Raw genomic sequence first — 16,366 nt, 5'->3', positions numbered from 1 at the left:
GTCAGCCGAGATGGTGCCGTTGTTGGTCAGCGTGGCCGCACCACCAATAAAGCTCTGATTGCCGATGGTGCCGTTCTGCCCTGATGGTGCCCGTGCCGCTGACCGTCTGATTGCCTTCGAATGCCAGGATGCTGTTGTTGTTGACGTTGATGGCGCCGTTAAGGGTGAGGCCGTTCTTGACCTGCTCTTCACCTGTGGCGGTGGCTAGATCGAGGGTGCCGCCCAAAGTTACCCCGCTTAAGAAATTGCCGCCGCTGTTGGATGCTGCAAAGCGTCCGGTGCCGGAGGTGTTGATGACACCGCTCACGGTCACGCCATTTTGTAACACGAGGCTGCCCGCGCCGGCGGCGATCTGCCCGGTGACACTGCCCGCGACATTGCTGCTGAGCAGTAGCGTGCCGCCGTTTTGCGCTGCCAGCGTGCCGTTGTTGGTGGTGAGGCCATTTACCGCGAGATTAACCGTTCCACCCGAGACGTCAGCCGAGATGGTGCCGTTGTTGGTCAGGGTGGCGGGACCGCCGCTGAAACTCTGATTGCCGATGGTGCCGTTCTGCCCTGATGGTGCCCGTGCCGCTGACCGTCTGATTGCCTTCGAATGCCAGGATGCTGTTGTTGTTGACGTTGATGGCGCCGTTAAGGGTGAGGCCGTTCTTGACCTGCTCTTCACCTGTGGCGGTGGCTAGATCGAGGGTGCCGCTGAAAGTGACACCATCGAGAAAGTTGCCGCCGCTGTTAGTGGCGTTAAAACTGCCCGTGCCTGAAGTATTGATAACACCGCTGATAGTGACACCATTTTGAACGACTGCGCTGCCCGCGCCCGCGATGATCTGACTGCCGACATTACCAACCACGTTCGTACTCAACAGCAACGTCCCGCCGCTTTGGGCAGACAGCGTCCCGTTATTGGTCGTGCCGCCATTCGGAGTCAGATTGATCGTGCCGCCCGCGACATCGGCCGAGATGGTGCCGTTGTTGACCAGGTCATGCGGCGCGCCGCCAATAAAGGACTGTTGACCAATGGTACCGTTCTGCCCATGAATGAGTATTCCGGTAGCGATGGTACTGGTGCCGATATTCTCAAGATTGATGCGGTTGCTGCCCCCGGTCGCGCCGAGAACGATGGCACCCGTGCCGCTCAAACCGGCACTGCCTTCCAGGGTCAGGATGCTATTGCCGTTGATGTTGATGGCGCTGCCACTCACCATGGTCAGCCCACTGCCGCCCAACCGCTCTATCCCGGTGCCAGTGGCAAGGTCGAGCGTGCCGTTGAGGGTGGCGCTGTTGAGGAAGTTGTTGCCGTTGTTTGTCGGCGCCAGAACCCCGCCGCCGGTGGTGTTGATCGCGCCGCCGCTGACGGTTACCCCATTCTGCACCACCTGACTGCCCGCACCTATCGCATCAATGTGGCCGCTGCCCGCGTTGGTCACGGCGCTGTTCAATTGCAGCGTGCCGCCATTCTGCGCTGATAATGTGGCATTGTTGGTGGTGAGTCCATTCACGGCAAGCGTAATCAGACCCCCTGAGACATCGGCAGAGATGGTGCCGTTGTTGGTCAGGGTGGCGGGACCGCCGATGAAACTCTGATTGCCGATGGTGCCGTTCTGTCCATGCAGGGTAATGCCGGAACCCAGCACCAGATTCCCCGCTTCGAGGTTCACGCGGTTGCCGCCCCCGGTGTTGCCGAGGGTGATCGTGCCCGTGCCGCTGACCGTCTGATCGCCCTCGAATGCCAGGATGCTGTTGTTGTTGACGTTGATGGCGCCGTTAAGGGTGAGGCCACTGCTGACACGCTCAATCCCGGTGTTGGTGGCTAGATCAAGACTGCCGTTGAGGGTGACGCCGTTGAGGAAGTTGCTGGAGCTGTTGAACGCAACCAGCGCGCCGGTTCCCGTGGTGTTGATGGTGCCGCCTGTAATCGTGCTACCAAACTGGTTGACGACACTGCCGACGGCGATGTTGATGACGCCGCCGGCGTTGTTGATGTTGTGCCCGGCCGAGACACCCAGGTTGGCGGTGCTGGCGCCACCGACGTTGATAGTGCCGGTGTTGACGGTGCTGCCACCGCCCACCAAATTCAGGCCGAAGGCGTCGATGTTGACGCCGCCGCTGTTGCCGAGCGTCAAGATCGATTGGCCGGACGTAATGGTGACCACTTTGCTGGCACCGATGTTTGCGGTGTCGGTACTGGCGGGCACGATGCCGCATGACCAATCACTGGCGGTGCTCCAGTTACCGGTCGCCGGGTTCCAGGTGCAACTGGCCGCCGATGCCTGCGGTGGCACAGCCAACGCAGCAATCACGCCGGCCGCGGCCAGGATCGACAGGCAGATCCGTTTTTGGCGGTTTAAGCTCCGGTTCTTCATGACGTACTCTCCCAGTTAAATATTACCCACAGGCAACCCGCGTAGCGTGTCCTTGACTAATTTATATAAAGGGGAAATGCACAAACCATGCCCGCAAAAAAATTATAATTTATTCAGTAAGATAGGACTATGACAGGGAGTAGTTGTAAAATTTCTCGACAAACAGCGCAGGGTACAATCCGGCTCCATACGTGGGTGGCGGTGGTCTGATCCAGCAATGTAAGCGGGGTGGTAGGAGTCGTCATTCCCGAGCGAAAGCAAACCACCTGTGCGTGGCACGCAGACAGATTGGAATTAGGGGCAACGCGCAGACGAGCGGGCTATGTGAGGCAAATGCCTCAACGCCCGGATAGAATGTAGGGGCAGTAGATGTAAAATTTACCGACATAGGCTGACCCGCAGACTGAAGAGGGAAAGTGACTGATGTAATCACCCCAACGATTGCTCACTTGGCTTTTCAAGATTAAGAATTGCACTACGGTGCTGTAAAGTATGTATTATAATGTTCAATACAATAATGTATTATTATTTGCCTACAATAGGAGGCGCCACAATGAGACACAGGCAAGCACAGAAACATCACCCCGTCACTATCAGCATCCGTGCAAAAGCGCAGCAACGCGATTTGATTGACCAAGCCGCAGAACGTCTCAACCGCAGCCGATCTGATTTCATGCTTGAAGCATCGTGCCGTGAAGCAGAAGACGTACTGCTTGACCAGACATATTTTGCGCTTGATGCCGATGTTTTCGCTCAGTTTCAGGAGATGTTGGACAACCCGCCTACACAAACGGACAGGTTACGCCGGCTGCTCACCACGAAAGCACCGTGGGAATGACAGCGGGCACGTTATCGGCGCCCGTCCCGCTTTCGGAAGACCACAATCTCGAAATGTTTGATTGCGGGGAAGCAGGACTCAATGAATGGCTGAAAAAACGAGCCATACGAAACAACCGCTCTGGTGCATCGCGCACCTATGTTGTGTGTCATGGTAAAGCAGTGATTGGCTATTACTGTTTATCGGCGGGGGCTATCGGCCACAAAGAAGCACCCAAGGCCATGCGGCGGAATATGCCCGACCCCGTGCCCGTTTTAGTGCCGGGACGGTTGGCTGTGCACAAGGATTATCATAATCGTGGCCTTGGCAGCGCCCTGTTGCGGGACGCACTGCTTCGGGCCCTGCAAGCGTCAACGATTGCGGGTGTGGCGGCGCTGCTCGTTCACGCGCGCTCTGAGCCAGCAAAACGATTCTATTTATCGCGCGGCTTTCTGGAATCGCCCATTAACCCGATGACGCTATGCGTGATGCTGACAACCGTTGAAAAATAGTATGGAGCCCTAAAACCAAGGCGGCGGCGCTGTCATGTTACTCGGTGTTGGCTCGAGTGTGCATCGCACAAGCCCAATTGCAGGACAAGCCGTAGAAAATCCGCTTGCGGAATGTTGCCGCGCAAGGCTTACTGAGGAGGCCGGTAAATAGTGCGTAGTTTTTCAGGCAGGAAGTAGGTACTGCAGCGTTTTGACCGGAATGCCAAGTAGTTTCGCCGCCTTCGCGCATTATTTGGCAAACTAGAGTTTAACTCCCCTCCCCCATGCGTGGGGAGAGCGTAGCGAGGAGGGCGAAGCCGGTCGGGGGGTGGTAATGACGCATTTTTTATTTGGAATTGGAATAAGCCAGCCGCTATGAAAAAGAAAACTGGCGAAGGGACTCTCTTGGAGCGCGGCCTCAACGCCCTCGTCCACTGTTTGTACCAGGGCGCCCATCAGTGGCCAATGGAGCGCTTCCAGGAGACGGCGCTGGAAGCGCTGCGGGGGGTCATCCCCTTCGACAGCGCCATGTGGGGGCGAGGCTCAGGGGTGCCCAATGCCTTGTTGGACGTGTATCTGTTCCGTCAGCCCCGGACCATGATGGACGAGTATCTGGCAGAATATCAGGCCTTGGACTTCTTGGCTGATGCGGTGCGGGCCAAGCCGGGGGTGAGCTGCAACCTGGCCGACCTGATCTCGCGCGAGGAATTTGTGTCTACTTCCCTCTACCTTGGCTTTGCGCGGCGCTGGGGCATTGAGCAGGTCCTGTGTACTGTTCTCCCCGACCCAGTATCCAGTTTGTATGAAGTGATCTCCCTCTGGCGCCGGAACCCGAAGCGGCCCTTCAGCGAGCGGGAGCGTCAGCTTAAAGAAAGCCTGATGCCTCATTTGGTCGAATCCCGTCGTATCAACCGGCTGTTCTTCTTGCGCCAGCGACAGCCACAAGGCGGCCAAAACTGCGCTCTGGGTCTGGCTAACGACAGCGGCATCCTGTTCGACGCCGAGGCCGGTTTCTACGAGGTGGTCCGAAAGGAATGGCCCGATTGGCGCGGCGCCCGACTGCCGTCGGCGCTGGTCGGGACTGTCGGGAGTCCCGATGGTTTTGTCGGCAAGAAGGCCGTGCTATACGCCAGCGCCTTGGGCGACATGATACTGCTGAAGGCCCGCGCCCTGACGGCAGCGGACCGTCTGGGTGAGCGGGAGAAGGCGGTCGCCACCCGCTATGGACGGGGTGAGACCTATCGAGAAATCGCCCAGGCGCTGGGCATCGCCGAGTCCACGGCACGCAATCATCTGTACCGGGTATTCAAGAAACTGCGAGTGCGCAGCAAGCTGGGCCTGGCTAAGGTGCTCGATGCGGCGGAATGAGGGTCACCAGGTCGCTGTACTGCAACAGAGTTTTGTCATGCGTCAGCAGCCGCAGCGGCTCTGTCTGGGCCTGGGCGATCAGCATCCGATCGAAGGGATCTTTGTGGTATTCGGGCAAGTCACTCACTGCTTTGGCGTGTTCCCACGTCACGGTTAGTTGTTCAAATCCGGCTTCCTGCAAGCAGGGGATAAGCCGGTCGAGATTGATTTTCAGTTTACCGATTCCCGCCTTGATGCCGATTTCCCATATCGAAGCGGCGCTGACATAGACGATAGCGGCCTGTTGAATTTCAGACCGTGCGGCATCGGACAATTTCGGATCGTCGTTCATTGCCAGAATCAGGACACTGGTATCGAGCAGGACCCTCATCGCTTAGCCACACTCAAACGACTCGATGATATCGGCGGGTAATGCAGCATCGAAGTCATCGGCCATGATGATCTCGCCTTTCATAAGACCGAACTTGATTTTGCCGCGCCTGCCTTCATTGAGCGGTGTCAGCTTCGCCAGCGGCGTGCCTGATTTGGCAATCACAAACGTCTTGCCCTTGCTGGCCTCATCCACTAAGCGAGAAAGCTGCGTCTTGGCGTCGTAGATGTTCAGTTGTTTCATGGCGCACTCCTTAACCAAGGTTAGTTAACACCAGTATATCAATTTGGTTAAGTTGGTCAAGATGTCTGGCGTATTTACTTTTTAGCATCTTAAGGGTGCATGAAGCGCCCCGCACCTTGACTTACAGGGCTCTGAGATCAGAAGTATCGGACGCTGCCTGGATGACTATTCCGGCAAGGTAGTGGACGAGTGCTTCAACTTGCTCTTCGTCTCGACCTTCGACCATGACGCGAAGCAGCGGCTCGGTGCCGGAGGGACGCAGCAGTACCCTACCCCGCCCCGCGAGTTGCGCCTCGGCCTCACGCACCGCATCTTGCAGCAATTTGGATTTCATGGGCTTGCAACGGGGTTCGAGCGGTACGTTGATCATGCGCTGGGGATATTTCGTCATGCCCGCTTTCAACTCGCTCAGGGTGCGGCCGGAGTTGATCATGGCGGCGATGACCTGCAGGGCGGAGACGATACCGTCACCGGTGGTGGTGCGATCCAGGCAGATGATGTGGCCGGAGGATTCGCCGCCCAGCGTCCAGCCGCCTTGCTGGAGCATGTCGAGCACGTAACGGTCGCCCACTGCGGCGCGCTTGAGTTCGATGCCCAGTTGTTGCAAGGCATGCTCGAGGCCGAGATTGCTCATGTGCGTGCCGACCACCACGTTGGAGTGCCCTGCATGCCCGCGCCTTGATTGCGCGATGATGAACAGCAGTTCATCGCCGTCCACGATTTCGCCCTGATGATCCACCATGATGACGCGATCACCGTCGCCGTCCAGGGCGATGCCGAGTTCTGCGCCCCGCGCCAGCACCTCGGCGCACAGCGCCTCCGGGTACGTGGAGCCGCACTGTTCATTGATATTGAGGCCATCGGGCTGGGCGCCGATCTTGTAGACATCCGCTCCCATTTCCTCAAAAACGCGAGGGGCGATGTTATAGGTGGCGCCGTGGGCGCAATCCACCACGATCTTCATGCCGCGCAGGTCTATGCTGCGCGGGATGGTGCTCTTGCAAAATTCGATATAGCGCCCTCCGGCATCGGGCATGCGTTCAGCCTTACCGAGCAGCGCCGAGTCCACGGTCTGCATGGGCTTTTCAAGCTCCGCCTCGATGGCAAGCTCGACGTCGTCGGGGAGCTTGGCGCCGCGCGCGGAAAAAAATTTAATGCCATTGTCGTAGTGAGGGTTGTGCGAGGCGCTGATGACGATGCCGGCCTGTGCGTGCAGGGTGCGGGTGAGGTAGGCGATGGCGGGGGTAGGCATGGGTCCTAACAGACGGATATCTACGCCGGCTGCACACAGCCCCGCCTCCAGTACCGATTCAAACATGTAGCCGGAGATGCGGGTGTCCTTGCCGATCAACACCTTGCTGCCGTTGCCCTCGCTGCCCAGCACGCGACCCACCGCCCAGCCGAGCTTGAGTACGAACTCGGCATTGATCGGTGCTATTCCTACCCTGCCACGGATGCCATCGGTACCGAAATATTTTTTTTGCACGGCATGTTCCTTATGGGCTTTGTTTGACGGCTTCATATATTTTAAGCGCCTCGACCGTGGCGCGCACGTCGTGCACCCTGACCAGCACCGCTCCTTGTGCGACGGCCAGCACGGCGGCGGCGAGGCTGCCATAGAGGCGCTGAGTCACCGGGCGATCCAGTACCGCCCCTATCATGCTCTTGCGCGACAACCCCACCATGATGGGCAGTCCCAATTTCCCCAGTTCATCGAGGCGCTTCAGCAGGCTTAAATTATGCTCCAGTCGCTTGCCAAATCCAAAACCCGGGTCCACCACCAGGCGTTCCCTGGGGATGCCGTGCCGGACACAGGCCTGCACACGCTCAGCCAGAAAGACGCTAACTTCTTGAACGACATCGCTATAGTCGGGCTGCTGCTGCATCGTGCCCGGCTCGCCCTGCATGTGCATGAGACAGATCGGGACACTGAGTCTACGATTGATATCTGCGGCGGCCTCTAAAGCGCCCGTCAGCCGCAGGGCGCGTACGTCATTGATCATTCCCGCGCCGGCCGCCACCGCGGCGCGCATGACCTCGGGTTTGCTGGTGTCTATCGAGACGGGAACGGGAAGTTCGGCGCTGAGGGCCTCGATCACAGGGACGATACGATCCAGCTCTTCTTGGACAGAGATGGCCGGTGCGCCCGGTCGAGTGGATTCGCCGCCGACATCAATGATAGCGGCGCCCTCCTCGACCATCTGCCTGGCGCGCTCGACGGCGGCTTGTGGCGATAAAAAATCACCCCCGTCCGAGAAGGAGTCGGGGGTGACGTTTAATATCCCCATAACCTGGGCTTGGCTTAAATCGAGGAGCTTGCCTTTACAGTTTAGATATAGGTGGGTTATCACTCATTTATTTAAGAAGATACAAGGGAAAAGGTGTTAGCTTTTTAACTTGTATCTTGTATCTTTGCTCTTTTCCCTGCCTTTATTAATGTTCACCCGCCGGGCCGCCGATCTTGCCGGGCGCCTTGTCATCCTTGGCCGGGATCCCGCCCGCACTGCGCGGCGGCTTGGCCTGCACGTCTGTACTGTCTTGCGGCGGGCGCGGCGGTTTGCCCGTCATGATGTCGTTGATTTGCAGACTGTCTATGGTCTCGTACTTGATCAGCGCCTCGGCCATCAGATGTAATTTCCCGATGTTGTCATTGAGTATCTTTGTGGCGCGCTTGTAGTTGCGATCTATGATGGCGCGGATCTCCTCGTCTATCACATGTGCGGTCTCATCCGACACCATCTTGTGGCGCGACACGCTGTGGCCGAGAAACACCTCACCCTCGTCTTCGCTGTAGGTGAGCGGTCCGAGTTTCTCGGACAAGCCCCATTTGGTCACCATGTTGCGGGCGATTTCGGTAATACGCTGGATGTCGTTGCTGGCGCCGGTGGTGACCGCCTCCGCACCGAAGACCAACTCTTCGGCGACGCGCCCACCGAACATGCTGCAAATCTGGCTTTCCAGACGCTGTTTGCTATAACTGTAACGATCTCCCTCCGGCAGGAACATCGTCACGCCCAAGGCCCGGCCGCGCGGAATGATGCTCACCTTGTAAACCGGGTCGTGCGCGGGCACGGTCAAGCCTACGATAGCGTGCCCGGCCTCGTGATAGGCGGTGAGTTTTTTCTCGTCTTCGCTCATGACCATGGAGCGGCGCTCGGCGCCCATCATGATCTTGTCCTTGGCTTTCTCGAAATATTCCATACTCACCAAGCGGCTGTTGGAGCGCGCGGCGAACAGGGCCGCCTCGTTCACCAGATTGGCGAGATCGGCGCCGGAAAAACCGGGCGTGCCGCGGGCGATCACGCTCGCATCCACATCGTCGGCGATGGGCACCTTGCGCATGTGCACCTTGAGAATCTGCTCGCGGCCCCGCACATCCGGGAGCGGCACCACGACCTGGCGGTCGAAACGGCCGGGCCGCAGCAGCGCTGGGTCGAGCACGTCGGGCCGGTTAGTGGCGGCGATGACGATCACGCCTTCGCTCCCCTCGAAGCCGTCCATCTCGACCAGCAATTGATTCAGAGTCTGCTCGCGCTCGTCATGACCGCCGCCGAGACCCGCGCCACGGTGCCGCCCGACCGCATCAATCTCATCTATGAAGATGATGCACGGCGCGTGCTTCTTGGCCTGCTCGAACATGTCGCGCACGCGCGAAGCGCCGACGCCCACAAACATCTCCACAAAATCCGAACCGGAGATGCTGAAAAACGGCACCTTGGCTTCGCCGGCGATAGCCTTCGCAAGCAGCGTCTTGCCCGTACCGGGGTTGCCCACCATCAGCACGCCGCGCGGGATCTTGCCGCCCAATTTTTGGAACTTGCCGGGGTCGCGCAGGAACTCCACGAGTTCGGCCACTTCCTCTTTGGCCTCGTCCACACCCGCGACATCGGCAAAGGTGATTTTCACCTGGTCCTCACCGACCATGCGCGCGCGGCTCTTGCCGAACGACATGGCGCCACGCCCGCCAGCACCGCCCTGCATCTGGCGCATAAAGAAGATCCACACGCCTATCAGCAGCAACATGGGGAACCAGGAAATAAACATCTGCATGAGCAGCCCTTGCTGCTCGGGCGGGCGCGCATCAATCTTGACGCCATTGTTAAGCAGGTCGCCGATCAACCCGGGGTCGCCCGGATTATAGGTCGTGAACCGTTCGTCATTGTCCTTGATACCGCGAATGACACGGTCTTCGATACTGACCTTCTGCACCTTGCCGGCCTTTACATCGGCGATAAACTGGGAATATTCGATCGGCTGGGCGGCAGTCTGGCGCGGGCCGAAATTATTGAACACCGACATCAGTACGATGGCGATCACAACCCATAAGATCAAATTTTTGACAATGTCATTCAAGATGGATGTCCTCTGTTCACTCTCTACGGCTAGCTTATCACACCTACCGGCCTGGAACTAACGGCTGGCCTGGTAAAGTACTGATGCAATTAAGTATTAGACGCGGCTAACCCGTATAGTTCCGCGCCAGCAGATATACTTCACGGGTACGGGCCCTGGAGGCCTTGGGTTTGCGCACCAGGACTTGCTTAAATGAGCGGCGCAGGTCCTTGCACAGTTCATCAAAGCCGCTGCCCTGAAACACCTTGATGAGGAGGTCACACCCCGGAGCGAGCACATCGCGTGCCAGCGCCAGGGCAAGTTCAGCCAAATACATCACGCGCGGCTGGTCTACACTGTACATACCGCTCATATTGGGGGCCATGTCCGATATTACAAGCCCCGCCCTGGCCGCGCCCAACGTGCCCAACAGGTTTTGATAAACCTCGTCAGACGTGAAATCACCCTGGATAAACTCAACGCCCTTGAGGGGTTCCATCGGCAGAATATCCAAGGCCAGCACCCGGCCTTTACTACCCACTTTCTGCGCCGCGTACTGCGCCCACCCCCCGGGCGCGGCGCCGAGATCCACCACCGTCATACCCGGCTTGAGGAGATGATCTTTCTCGTCCATCTCGATGAGTTTGTACACCGAGCGTGCCCGATAACCTTCCTGCTGGGCGCGCTTGACGTAGGGATCGTCAAAATGTTCTTTGAGCCACCGGTGGCTGGTTTTGGAGCGGGACATAATTTTGAACGTCTAATGATGTGCGAATGAATTCGCACCTACTGGTAGGGCCGAATTCATTCGGCCGCTCTTCGCTCAAGCCCAAACACTACCAACACCAACCCCAGCAAACTCGTCACAAGATAGAGCAAAGAGGAAACCCCATGCAACAGGCCAAAGCGCCCTGCTTCGGCGCTGCCTGGAACAAACCCCTGCGGGGTAGCCGCTTTAAGCGCCTGCATCATGGGCTGCAACATAAACTCACCGATGGCCACTATGAGCAACATGGTCACAAGCACCCACACCTGCCAGCTACGGCGCCACTCATGCCCTGCCTGATAGATCACCGAGGTCAGCAGCAGCGTACCGCACACCAGACCTATGTAACTCATGATGCCGAACAGGCGGCCCGCGATGCCGCCCGCCACGAAACGGTCGAAAACCATATTAAACAGCACCGGCACCGCGACGTAACCGATGGCCCAGAGACCGCCCACCCAAAAGGTCAAGAGTATGCGCTGGCTGACGGTATTAAAATGCATGGCCGGGCTTAAATGTAACGCACCGCAACGATCTCATACTCCTTGTTGCCGGAGGGTGTTTGCACCACCGCAATATCACCCTCCTCTTTGCCTATCAGCGCACGCGCGATGGGCGAGCTGATGGAGATCATGCCCGTCTTGATATCAGCCTCGTCATCGCCGACGATTTGATAAGTAACTTCTTCACCAGTCTCTTCGTTGACGAGATCCACGGTCGCGCCGAACACTACCTTACCCTGTGCGTTGACGGTGCTGACGTCTATCACCTGGGCGTTGGAGATTTTTCCCTCCAGTTCGGCGATGCGGCCCTCGATAAAGCTCTGCTGATCCTTGGCGGCGGCGTATTCGGCGTTTTCCTTGAGATCGCCGTGCGCGCGCGCCTCGGCGATGGCCGTAATCACCCGCGGACGCGCCACGGACTTGAGTTCCTGCAACTCCTCGCGCAGTTTTTGCAAGCCCTTTACCGTTATAGGTACCTTGTTCATGCAGACAGTTCCTTATGCAAATCTTGCAAGCGGTTCACATCCTGCGCCGAGAGTTCCTTGAGCGCAAGACACACCGCCCTTGCCCCGGCCAGAGTAGTAGTGTAGCTCACCTTGTGCTGCAGCGCCGCCCTCCTGATCGCAAAGGAAGCGGTGCTCGCCTGACGCCCTTCCACCGTGTTGACGATAAGGCTGATTTCGTCGTTTTTAATCATGTCCACGATGTGCGGGCGACCCTCGCCCACTTTGTTGACCACCGTGTGTGTCACGCGCGCTTGTTCGAGCACCTTGGCCGTGCCGCGCGTAGCAAAGACCTCAAAGCCTTGCTCTACCAGCGCGGCGGCGACCTCCGGCAGTTGTGGTTTATCGGTGTCGCGCACGCTCAAGAATGCGCGTCCGCCGCGCGGTATGCTGACGCCCGCCCCCTGTTGCGACTTGGCGAAGGCCTCGCCGAAGCTGCGTCCCACGCCCATCACTTCGCCGGTGGATTTCATCTCCGGTCCGAGTAGGACATCCACCCCCGGGAATTTGATGAAGGGGAACACCGCCTCCTTCACCGAATAGTAATGCGGAATCACCTCTTTAGTCACGCCTTGCGCGGCGAGGGTCTTGCCTATCATACAGCGCGCGGCGATGCGCGCGAGTTGTAGACCCGTGGCCTTGGAGACGAACGGCACGGTGCGCGAGGCGCGCGGGTTGACCTCCAAGACATAAACTTGGCCGTTCTGAATCGCAAACTGGGCGTTCATCAGGCCGATCACGTGCAGTTCGCGGGCCATGACGCTCATCTGCCGCCGCAATTCGTTTTGCAGGGCGGCGCTCAAACTGAAGGGCGGCAGCGAACACGCCGAATCACCGGAATGTATACCCGCCTCTTCAATGTGTTCCATGATCCCGCCGATGAGTACCTGCTTGCCGTCGCAGACCGCATCCACGTCCACCTCGATGGCGTCGCGCAGAAACCGGTCGAGCAGCACCGGCGAGTCGTTGGAGACCTGCACCGCCTCGCGCATGTAGCGGCGCAGATCCTCCTCGTGATACACGATCTCCATCGCCCGTCCGCCCAGCACATAAGAGGGACGCACCACCAGCGGGTAGCCGATTTCCTGCGCTAGACGCACCGCCTCATCGCTGTTGCGCGCGGTCCGGTTGGGCGGTTGATGCAAGCCGAGCTTGGTAATCATTTGCTGGAAGCGTTCGCGGTCTTCGGCGAGGTCTATCGAGTCGGGCGTGGTGCCGATAATCGGCGCGCCCGCGGCTTCCAACGGCCGGGCCAGCTTGAGGGGCGTCTGCCCGCCGTATTGCACGATCACGCCCTTGGGCCGCTCGACGCGAATGATCTCCAGCACGTCCTCCAGCGTCAGCGGCTCGAAATACAGGCGATCGGAAATGTCGTAATCGGTGGACACGGTCTCCGGATTGCAATTGACCATGATGGTCTCGTAGCCTTCCGCGCGCATCGCCAGCGCCGCCTGCACGCAGCAGTAATCGAATTCGATACCCTGGCCGATGCGGTTGGGGCCGCCGCCCAGCACCATGATCTTGTCACGCGCAGTGGGCGCGGCCTCGCATTCTTCTTCATAGGTGGAGTAGAGATACGCCGTCGCAGTGGCGAACTCGGCTGCGCAGGAGTCCACACGCTTGTAGACCGGGTGCACACTCAGGCGTTCACGCAGCGCACGTATTTCATGTTCACTGGTGCGCAGTAGCGCCGCCAGCCGCCGGTCGGAGAAACCCTTGCGCTTGAGGGCAAACAGACGCGCGGCGTTGAGTCCCGCTTCAAGATATGAAGCGTCTCCGGCTAGTGAGGCGTGAGGCGTGAGGTGTGAGGGGTTACTCCTCACTCCTAACTCCCCACTCCTCACCGATTTTTCACGCCTTACCCCCGCCGGAACTAATGCGCGCACTTCCGCCTCGATGGCGATCAGTTCCGCGATCTGCACTAAAAACCACGGATCTATGTGGGTCTGGGCGTGCACCTCTTCCACCGTGAGACCGAAGCGGAAGGCGTCGCCGATATATTGGATGCGGTCCGGGCCGGGGACACGCAGATCGTGATAAATCCGGTCCGCGGCGTCGTCGGCAGCGAGATCCACCTTTTCATTTAGACCGTCTATACCGGTCTCCAGGCTGCGCAAGGCCTTCTGCAGGGATTCCTGAAAGCTGCGCCCGATCGCCATCACCTCGCCCACCGATTTCATCTGCGTGGTGAGACGCGGGTCGGCGTGGGGGAATTTTTCGAAGGTGAAGCGAGGTATCTTGGTGACCACATAGTCTATGGCCGGCTCGAACGAGGCGGGCGTGGCGCCACCGGTGATCTCGTTGCGCAGTTCGTCGAGCGTATACCCCACGGCGAGCTTGGCCGCGACCTTGGCGATGGGAAAACCGGTTGCCTTGGAGGCCAGCGCCGAAGAGCGCGACACGCGCGGGTTCATCTCGATGATGATCATCTTGCCATTCGCCGGATTGATGGCGAACTGCACGTTGGAGCCGCCGGTATCCACGCCGATCTCGCGCAGCACCGCGATGGAGGCGTCGCGCATGATCTGGTATTCCTGATCGGTCAGCGTCTGCGCGGGCGCGACGGTGATGGAGTCACCGGTATGCACGCCCATCGCATCAAAATTTTCGATCGAGCAGACGATGATGCAGTTGTCCTTGTGATCGCGCACCACCTCCATTTCGAATTCCTTCCAGCCGATCACCGACTCCTCAATCAGCAACTCGTGCGTGGGTGAGGCTTCCAGACCGCGCTCGCATATCTCGATGAACTCCTCGCGGTTGTACGCGATGCCGCCGCCGCTGCCACCCATCGTAAAGGAGGGCCGGATGATGGTGGGAAAACCGATCTGGGCCTGGACTTGTTGCGCCTCTTCCATACTGTGCGCCAGGGCCGAGCGCGGCGTGTCCAGGCCGATCTTGCGCATCGCCTTACGGAAGCGGTCGCGGTCCTCGGCCTTGTCTATCGCCTCGCGCGAGGCGCCGATCAACTCTACCCCGAATTTCTCCAGCACGCCTTCGCGTACCAGATCGAGAGCGCAATTGAGCGCGGTCTGGCCACCCATAGTCGGCAACAAGGCATCGGGGCGCTCCTTCTCGATGATGCGCGCGACCACCGGCCAAGTGACAGGTTCGATGTACGTCGCATCGGCGAGTTCCGGGTCGGTCATGATAGTCGCCGGATTCGAGTTGACCAAAATCACGCGGTAGCCCTCTTCACGCAGCGCCTTGCAGGCCTGCGCGCCGGAGTAATCAAACTCGCAGGCCTGGCCGATGACGATAGGACCCGCGCCGATGATAAGGACGCTTTTTATGTCGGTGCGTTTGGGCATAAATTCAGATACAAGAGAAAAGAGGAAAGATACAAGTAAAAACAATCATGAAGGTGCCTTCTCTTGTATCTTGTATCTTTTCTCTGCCTCTCCATTAACTCCACAAAATGGTCAAACAAGGGAATCACATCGTGCGGCCCAGGGCCGGCTTCCGGGTGACCCTGAAAACTAAATGCAGGCCGGTCGGTGCGTTCCACGCCTTGCAGCGAACCGTCGAATAAGGATTTGTGCGTGGCGCGAAGAGTGGACGGCAGTGTCGCTTCATCCACTGCGAAGCCGTGATTCTGGCTGGTAATGAGCACCTTGCCCGTATCCAGATCCTGCACCGGGTGATTGGCGCCGTGGTGACCGAATTTCATCTTCACGGTCTTCGCGCCGCTGGCAAGCGCCAACAGTTGATGGCCGAGACAGATTCCGAACACCGGCACGCCCGTATCCACAATCTTGGCGATGGCGTGGATGGCGTAGTCGCAAGGCTCCGGGTCTCCGGGGCCGTTGGAAAGAAACACCCCATCGGGCTGCATACCGAGCACCTGCTCGGCGGATGTTTGAGCGGGCACCACCGTCACGCGGCAACCCGAATCCGCCAGCACTCGCAGGATGGTGTGCTTGATCCCGTAGTCGTAGGCCACTACGTGATAAGGCGACTGTTCTTTTGGAGTAGCATCCGCCCGGCCATTTTCCAACACCCAGCGCCCTTGCCGCCATTCATAAGGCTTAGGCGTTGTAACCACTTTGGCGAGATCCATCCCCTTGAGGCCGGGAAACGCACGCGCCATGGCCAGCGCCTCGGCTTCGTTGATGTTATCACCCGCCATAATGCAGCCGTTCAGCGCGCCCTGCTCGCGCAACTTGCGTGTCAGCCTACGCGTATCAATTCCGCAAATTCCAACCACCTTGTGGTGACGCAGACAATCCTCCAGGGATTGTTCGGAGCGCCAATTGGAGGCGAGCGGGGAAACTTCGCGGATGATCAGGCCACTCGCCACGACGGTGGGGGCATTGTCGTCTATCGAATTGCAGCCGACATTGCCGATATGGGGATAGGTGAGAGTGACAATTTGCCGGCAGTAAGAAGGATCAGAAAGAATCTCCTGATACCCGGTCATGGCGGTATTGAACACCACCTCGCCGGTTGCCTGTCCCTCGCTGCCAATAGACTCGCCCCGGAACAGGGTACCGTCTTCCAAGGCTAACAAGGCGGGCTTACGCAGGCTCATCTCTCACTCCGCATGTGAAAAGCGGGAAGGCGAACGAGTCGTCCTTCCCGCTTGGGGATTGCTAAATCTTATTAGACGA

The 16,366-nt window shown here is 58.7% G+C and carries 16 protein-coding genes; 4 read left to right on the top strand and 12 right to left on the bottom strand.

The genetic code is table 11. The annotated features are described in order from the left end of the window. Window position 1: 1 nt before the first annotated feature. The gene (locus HY028_05335; protein ID MBI3344268.1) at window positions 2-307 is read right to left on the bottom strand and encodes a hypothetical protein; all 306 of its coding nucleotides are present in this window, start codon (window positions 305-307) and stop codon (window positions 2-4) included. Here HY028_05335 and HY028_05330 point away from each other — a divergent pair. Further along, window positions 294-533: a hypothetical protein gene (locus HY028_05330; GenBank protein ID MBI3344267.1), complete on the top strand. Its 240-nt coding sequence runs from the start codon at window positions 294-296 to the stop codon at window positions 531-533. The genes HY028_05335 and HY028_05330 overlap by 14 nt on opposite strands. Here the strand turns inward: HY028_05330 and HY028_05325 are convergent. Continuing rightward, window positions 477-2,288 (bottom strand): hypothetical protein, encoded by a 1,812-nt coding sequence (locus HY028_05325; protein ID MBI3344266.1) that lies wholly within the window; start codon window positions 2,286-2,288, stop codon window positions 477-479. The genes HY028_05330 and HY028_05325 overlap by 57 nt on opposite strands. Before the next feature lie 628 nt (window positions 2,289-2,916). On the opposite strand from HY028_05325, the gene HY028_05320 reads away from it, so the two are divergent. The 3 genes from HY028_05320 to HY028_05310 all read left to right on the top strand — a co-directional run bounded on the left by HY028_05320 (window position 2,917) and on the right by HY028_05310 (window position 5,039). Next, complete coding sequence (locus tag HY028_05320; GenBank protein MBI3344265.1) at window positions 2,917-3,201, top strand: DUF1778 domain-containing protein; 285 nt, start codon at window positions 2,917-2,919, stop codon at window positions 3,199-3,201. Further along, a complete protein-coding gene (locus tag HY028_05315) occupies window positions 3,198-3,692 on the top strand; it encodes a GNAT family N-acetyltransferase (protein ID MBI3344264.1) in 495 nt (164 codons plus the stop codon). Before HY028_05320 ends, HY028_05315 begins: the two co-directional genes overlap by 4 nt. A 354-nt stretch (window positions 3,693-4,046) precedes the next feature. After that, window positions 4,047-5,039: a helix-turn-helix transcriptional regulator gene (locus HY028_05310; GenBank protein ID MBI3344263.1), complete on the top strand. Its 993-nt coding sequence runs from the start codon at window positions 4,047-4,049 to the stop codon at window positions 5,037-5,039. On the opposite strand, the gene HY028_05305 is transcribed toward HY028_05310, so the two are convergent. The 10 genes from HY028_05305 to carA all read right to left on the bottom strand — a co-directional run bounded on the left by HY028_05305 (window position 5,014) and on the right by carA (window position 16,281). Further along, the gene (locus HY028_05305) at window positions 5,014-5,409 is read right to left on the bottom strand and encodes a type II toxin-antitoxin system VapC family toxin (GenBank protein ID MBI3344262.1); all 396 of its coding nucleotides are present in this window, start codon (window positions 5,407-5,409) and stop codon (window positions 5,014-5,016) included. The two genes, HY028_05310 and HY028_05305, sit on opposite strands and share 26 nt — an antisense overlap. Before the next feature lie 3 nt (window positions 5,410-5,412). After that, window positions 5,413-5,652 (bottom strand): type II toxin-antitoxin system Phd/YefM family antitoxin, encoded by a 240-nt coding sequence (locus HY028_05300; GenBank protein MBI3344261.1) that lies wholly within the window; start codon window positions 5,650-5,652, stop codon window positions 5,413-5,415. 121 nt (window positions 5,653-5,773) lie between these two features. Beyond that, window positions 5,774-7,138 (bottom strand): phosphoglucosamine mutase, encoded by a 1,365-nt coding sequence (gene glmM / locus HY028_05295; protein ID MBI3344260.1) that lies wholly within the window; start codon window positions 7,136-7,138, stop codon window positions 5,774-5,776. Between the two features lie 10 nt (window positions 7,139-7,148). Continuing rightward, window positions 7,149-7,940, bottom strand: coding sequence for a dihydropteroate synthase (gene folP / locus HY028_05290; GenBank protein ID MBI3344259.1), 792 nt, complete (start codon window positions 7,938-7,940; stop codon window positions 7,149-7,151). A gap of 145 nt (window positions 7,941-8,085) precedes the next feature. Continuing rightward, window positions 8,086-10,005, bottom strand: a complete 1,920-nt coding sequence (gene ftsH, locus HY028_05285; protein MBI3344258.1) for an ATP-dependent zinc metalloprotease FtsH — start codon at window positions 10,003-10,005, stop codon at window positions 8,086-8,088. Between the two features lie 106 nt (window positions 10,006-10,111). Then, window positions 10,112-10,732: a 23S rRNA (uridine(2552)-2'-O)-methyltransferase RlmE gene (gene rlmE / locus HY028_05280; protein ID MBI3344257.1), complete on the bottom strand. Its 621-nt coding sequence runs from the start codon at window positions 10,730-10,732 to the stop codon at window positions 10,112-10,114. 56 nt (window positions 10,733-10,788) lie between these two features. Further along, the gene (locus HY028_05275) at window positions 10,789-11,253 is read right to left on the bottom strand and encodes a DUF4149 domain-containing protein (GenBank protein MBI3344256.1); all 465 of its coding nucleotides are present in this window, start codon (window positions 11,251-11,253) and stop codon (window positions 10,789-10,791) included. Between the two features lie 8 nt (window positions 11,254-11,261). Beyond that, window positions 11,262-11,738, bottom strand: coding sequence for a transcription elongation factor GreA (gene greA / locus HY028_05270; GenBank protein MBI3344255.1), 477 nt, complete (start codon window positions 11,736-11,738; stop codon window positions 11,262-11,264). Next, window positions 11,735-15,067 (bottom strand): carbamoyl-phosphate synthase large subunit, encoded by a 3,333-nt coding sequence (carB, locus tag HY028_05265; protein ID MBI3344254.1) that lies wholly within the window; start codon window positions 15,065-15,067, stop codon window positions 11,735-11,737. The genes greA and carB overlap by 4 nt, the downstream gene beginning before the upstream one ends. Then, the gene (gene carA, locus HY028_05260; protein ID MBI3344253.1) at window positions 15,046-16,281 is read right to left on the bottom strand and encodes a glutamine-hydrolyzing carbamoyl-phosphate synthase small subunit; all 1,236 of its coding nucleotides are present in this window, start codon (window positions 16,279-16,281) and stop codon (window positions 15,046-15,048) included. Before carA ends, carB begins: the two co-directional genes overlap by 22 nt. Between the last annotated feature and the right edge of the window lie 85 nt (window positions 16,282-16,366).

The organism is Gammaproteobacteria bacterium, from assembly GCA_016195665.1.
Lineage (GTDB): Bacteria > Pseudomonadota > Gammaproteobacteria > SURF-13 > SURF-13 > JACPZD01.
This window is presented reverse-complemented; position numbering and strand designations above follow the sequence as displayed.

Bases quoted from the DNA above. Each gene is read 5' to 3' on its own strand.
- greA (MBI3344255.1), bottom strand. From the start codon at position 11,738: ATGAACAAGGTACCTATAACGGTAAAGGGCTTGCAAAAACTGCGCGAG.
- rlmE (MBI3344257.1), bottom strand. From the start codon at position 10,732: ATGTCCCGCTCCAAAACCAGCCACCGGTGGCTCAAAGAACATTTTGAC.
- folP (MBI3344259.1), bottom strand. From the start codon at position 7,940: ATGGGGATATTAAACGTCACCCCCGACTCCTTCTCGGACGGGGGTGAT.
- HY028_05315 (MBI3344264.1), top strand. From the start codon at position 3,198: ATGACAGCGGGCACGTTATCGGCGCCCGTCCCGCTTTCGGAAGACCAC.
- HY028_05310 (MBI3344263.1), top strand. From the start codon at position 4,047: ATGAAAAAGAAAACTGGCGAAGGGACTCTCTTGGAGCGCGGCCTCAAC.
- carB (MBI3344254.1), bottom strand. From the start codon at position 15,067: ATGCCCAAACGCACCGACATAAAAAGCGTCCTTATCATCGGCGCGGGT.
- HY028_05275 (MBI3344256.1), bottom strand. From the start codon at position 11,253: ATGCATTTTAATACCGTCAGCCAGCGCATACTCTTGACCTTTTGGGTG.
- HY028_05330 (MBI3344267.1), top strand. From the start codon at position 294: ATGACACCGCTCACGGTCACGCCATTTTGTAACACGAGGCTGCCCGCG.
- HY028_05320 (MBI3344265.1), top strand. From the start codon at position 2,917: ATGAGACACAGGCAAGCACAGAAACATCACCCCGTCACTATCAGCATC.
- HY028_05300 (MBI3344261.1), bottom strand. From the start codon at position 5,652: ATGAAACAACTGAACATCTACGACGCCAAGACGCAGCTTTCTCGCTTA.
- HY028_05305 (MBI3344262.1), bottom strand. From the start codon at position 5,409: ATGAGGGTCCTGCTCGATACCAGTGTCCTGATTCTGGCAATGAACGAC.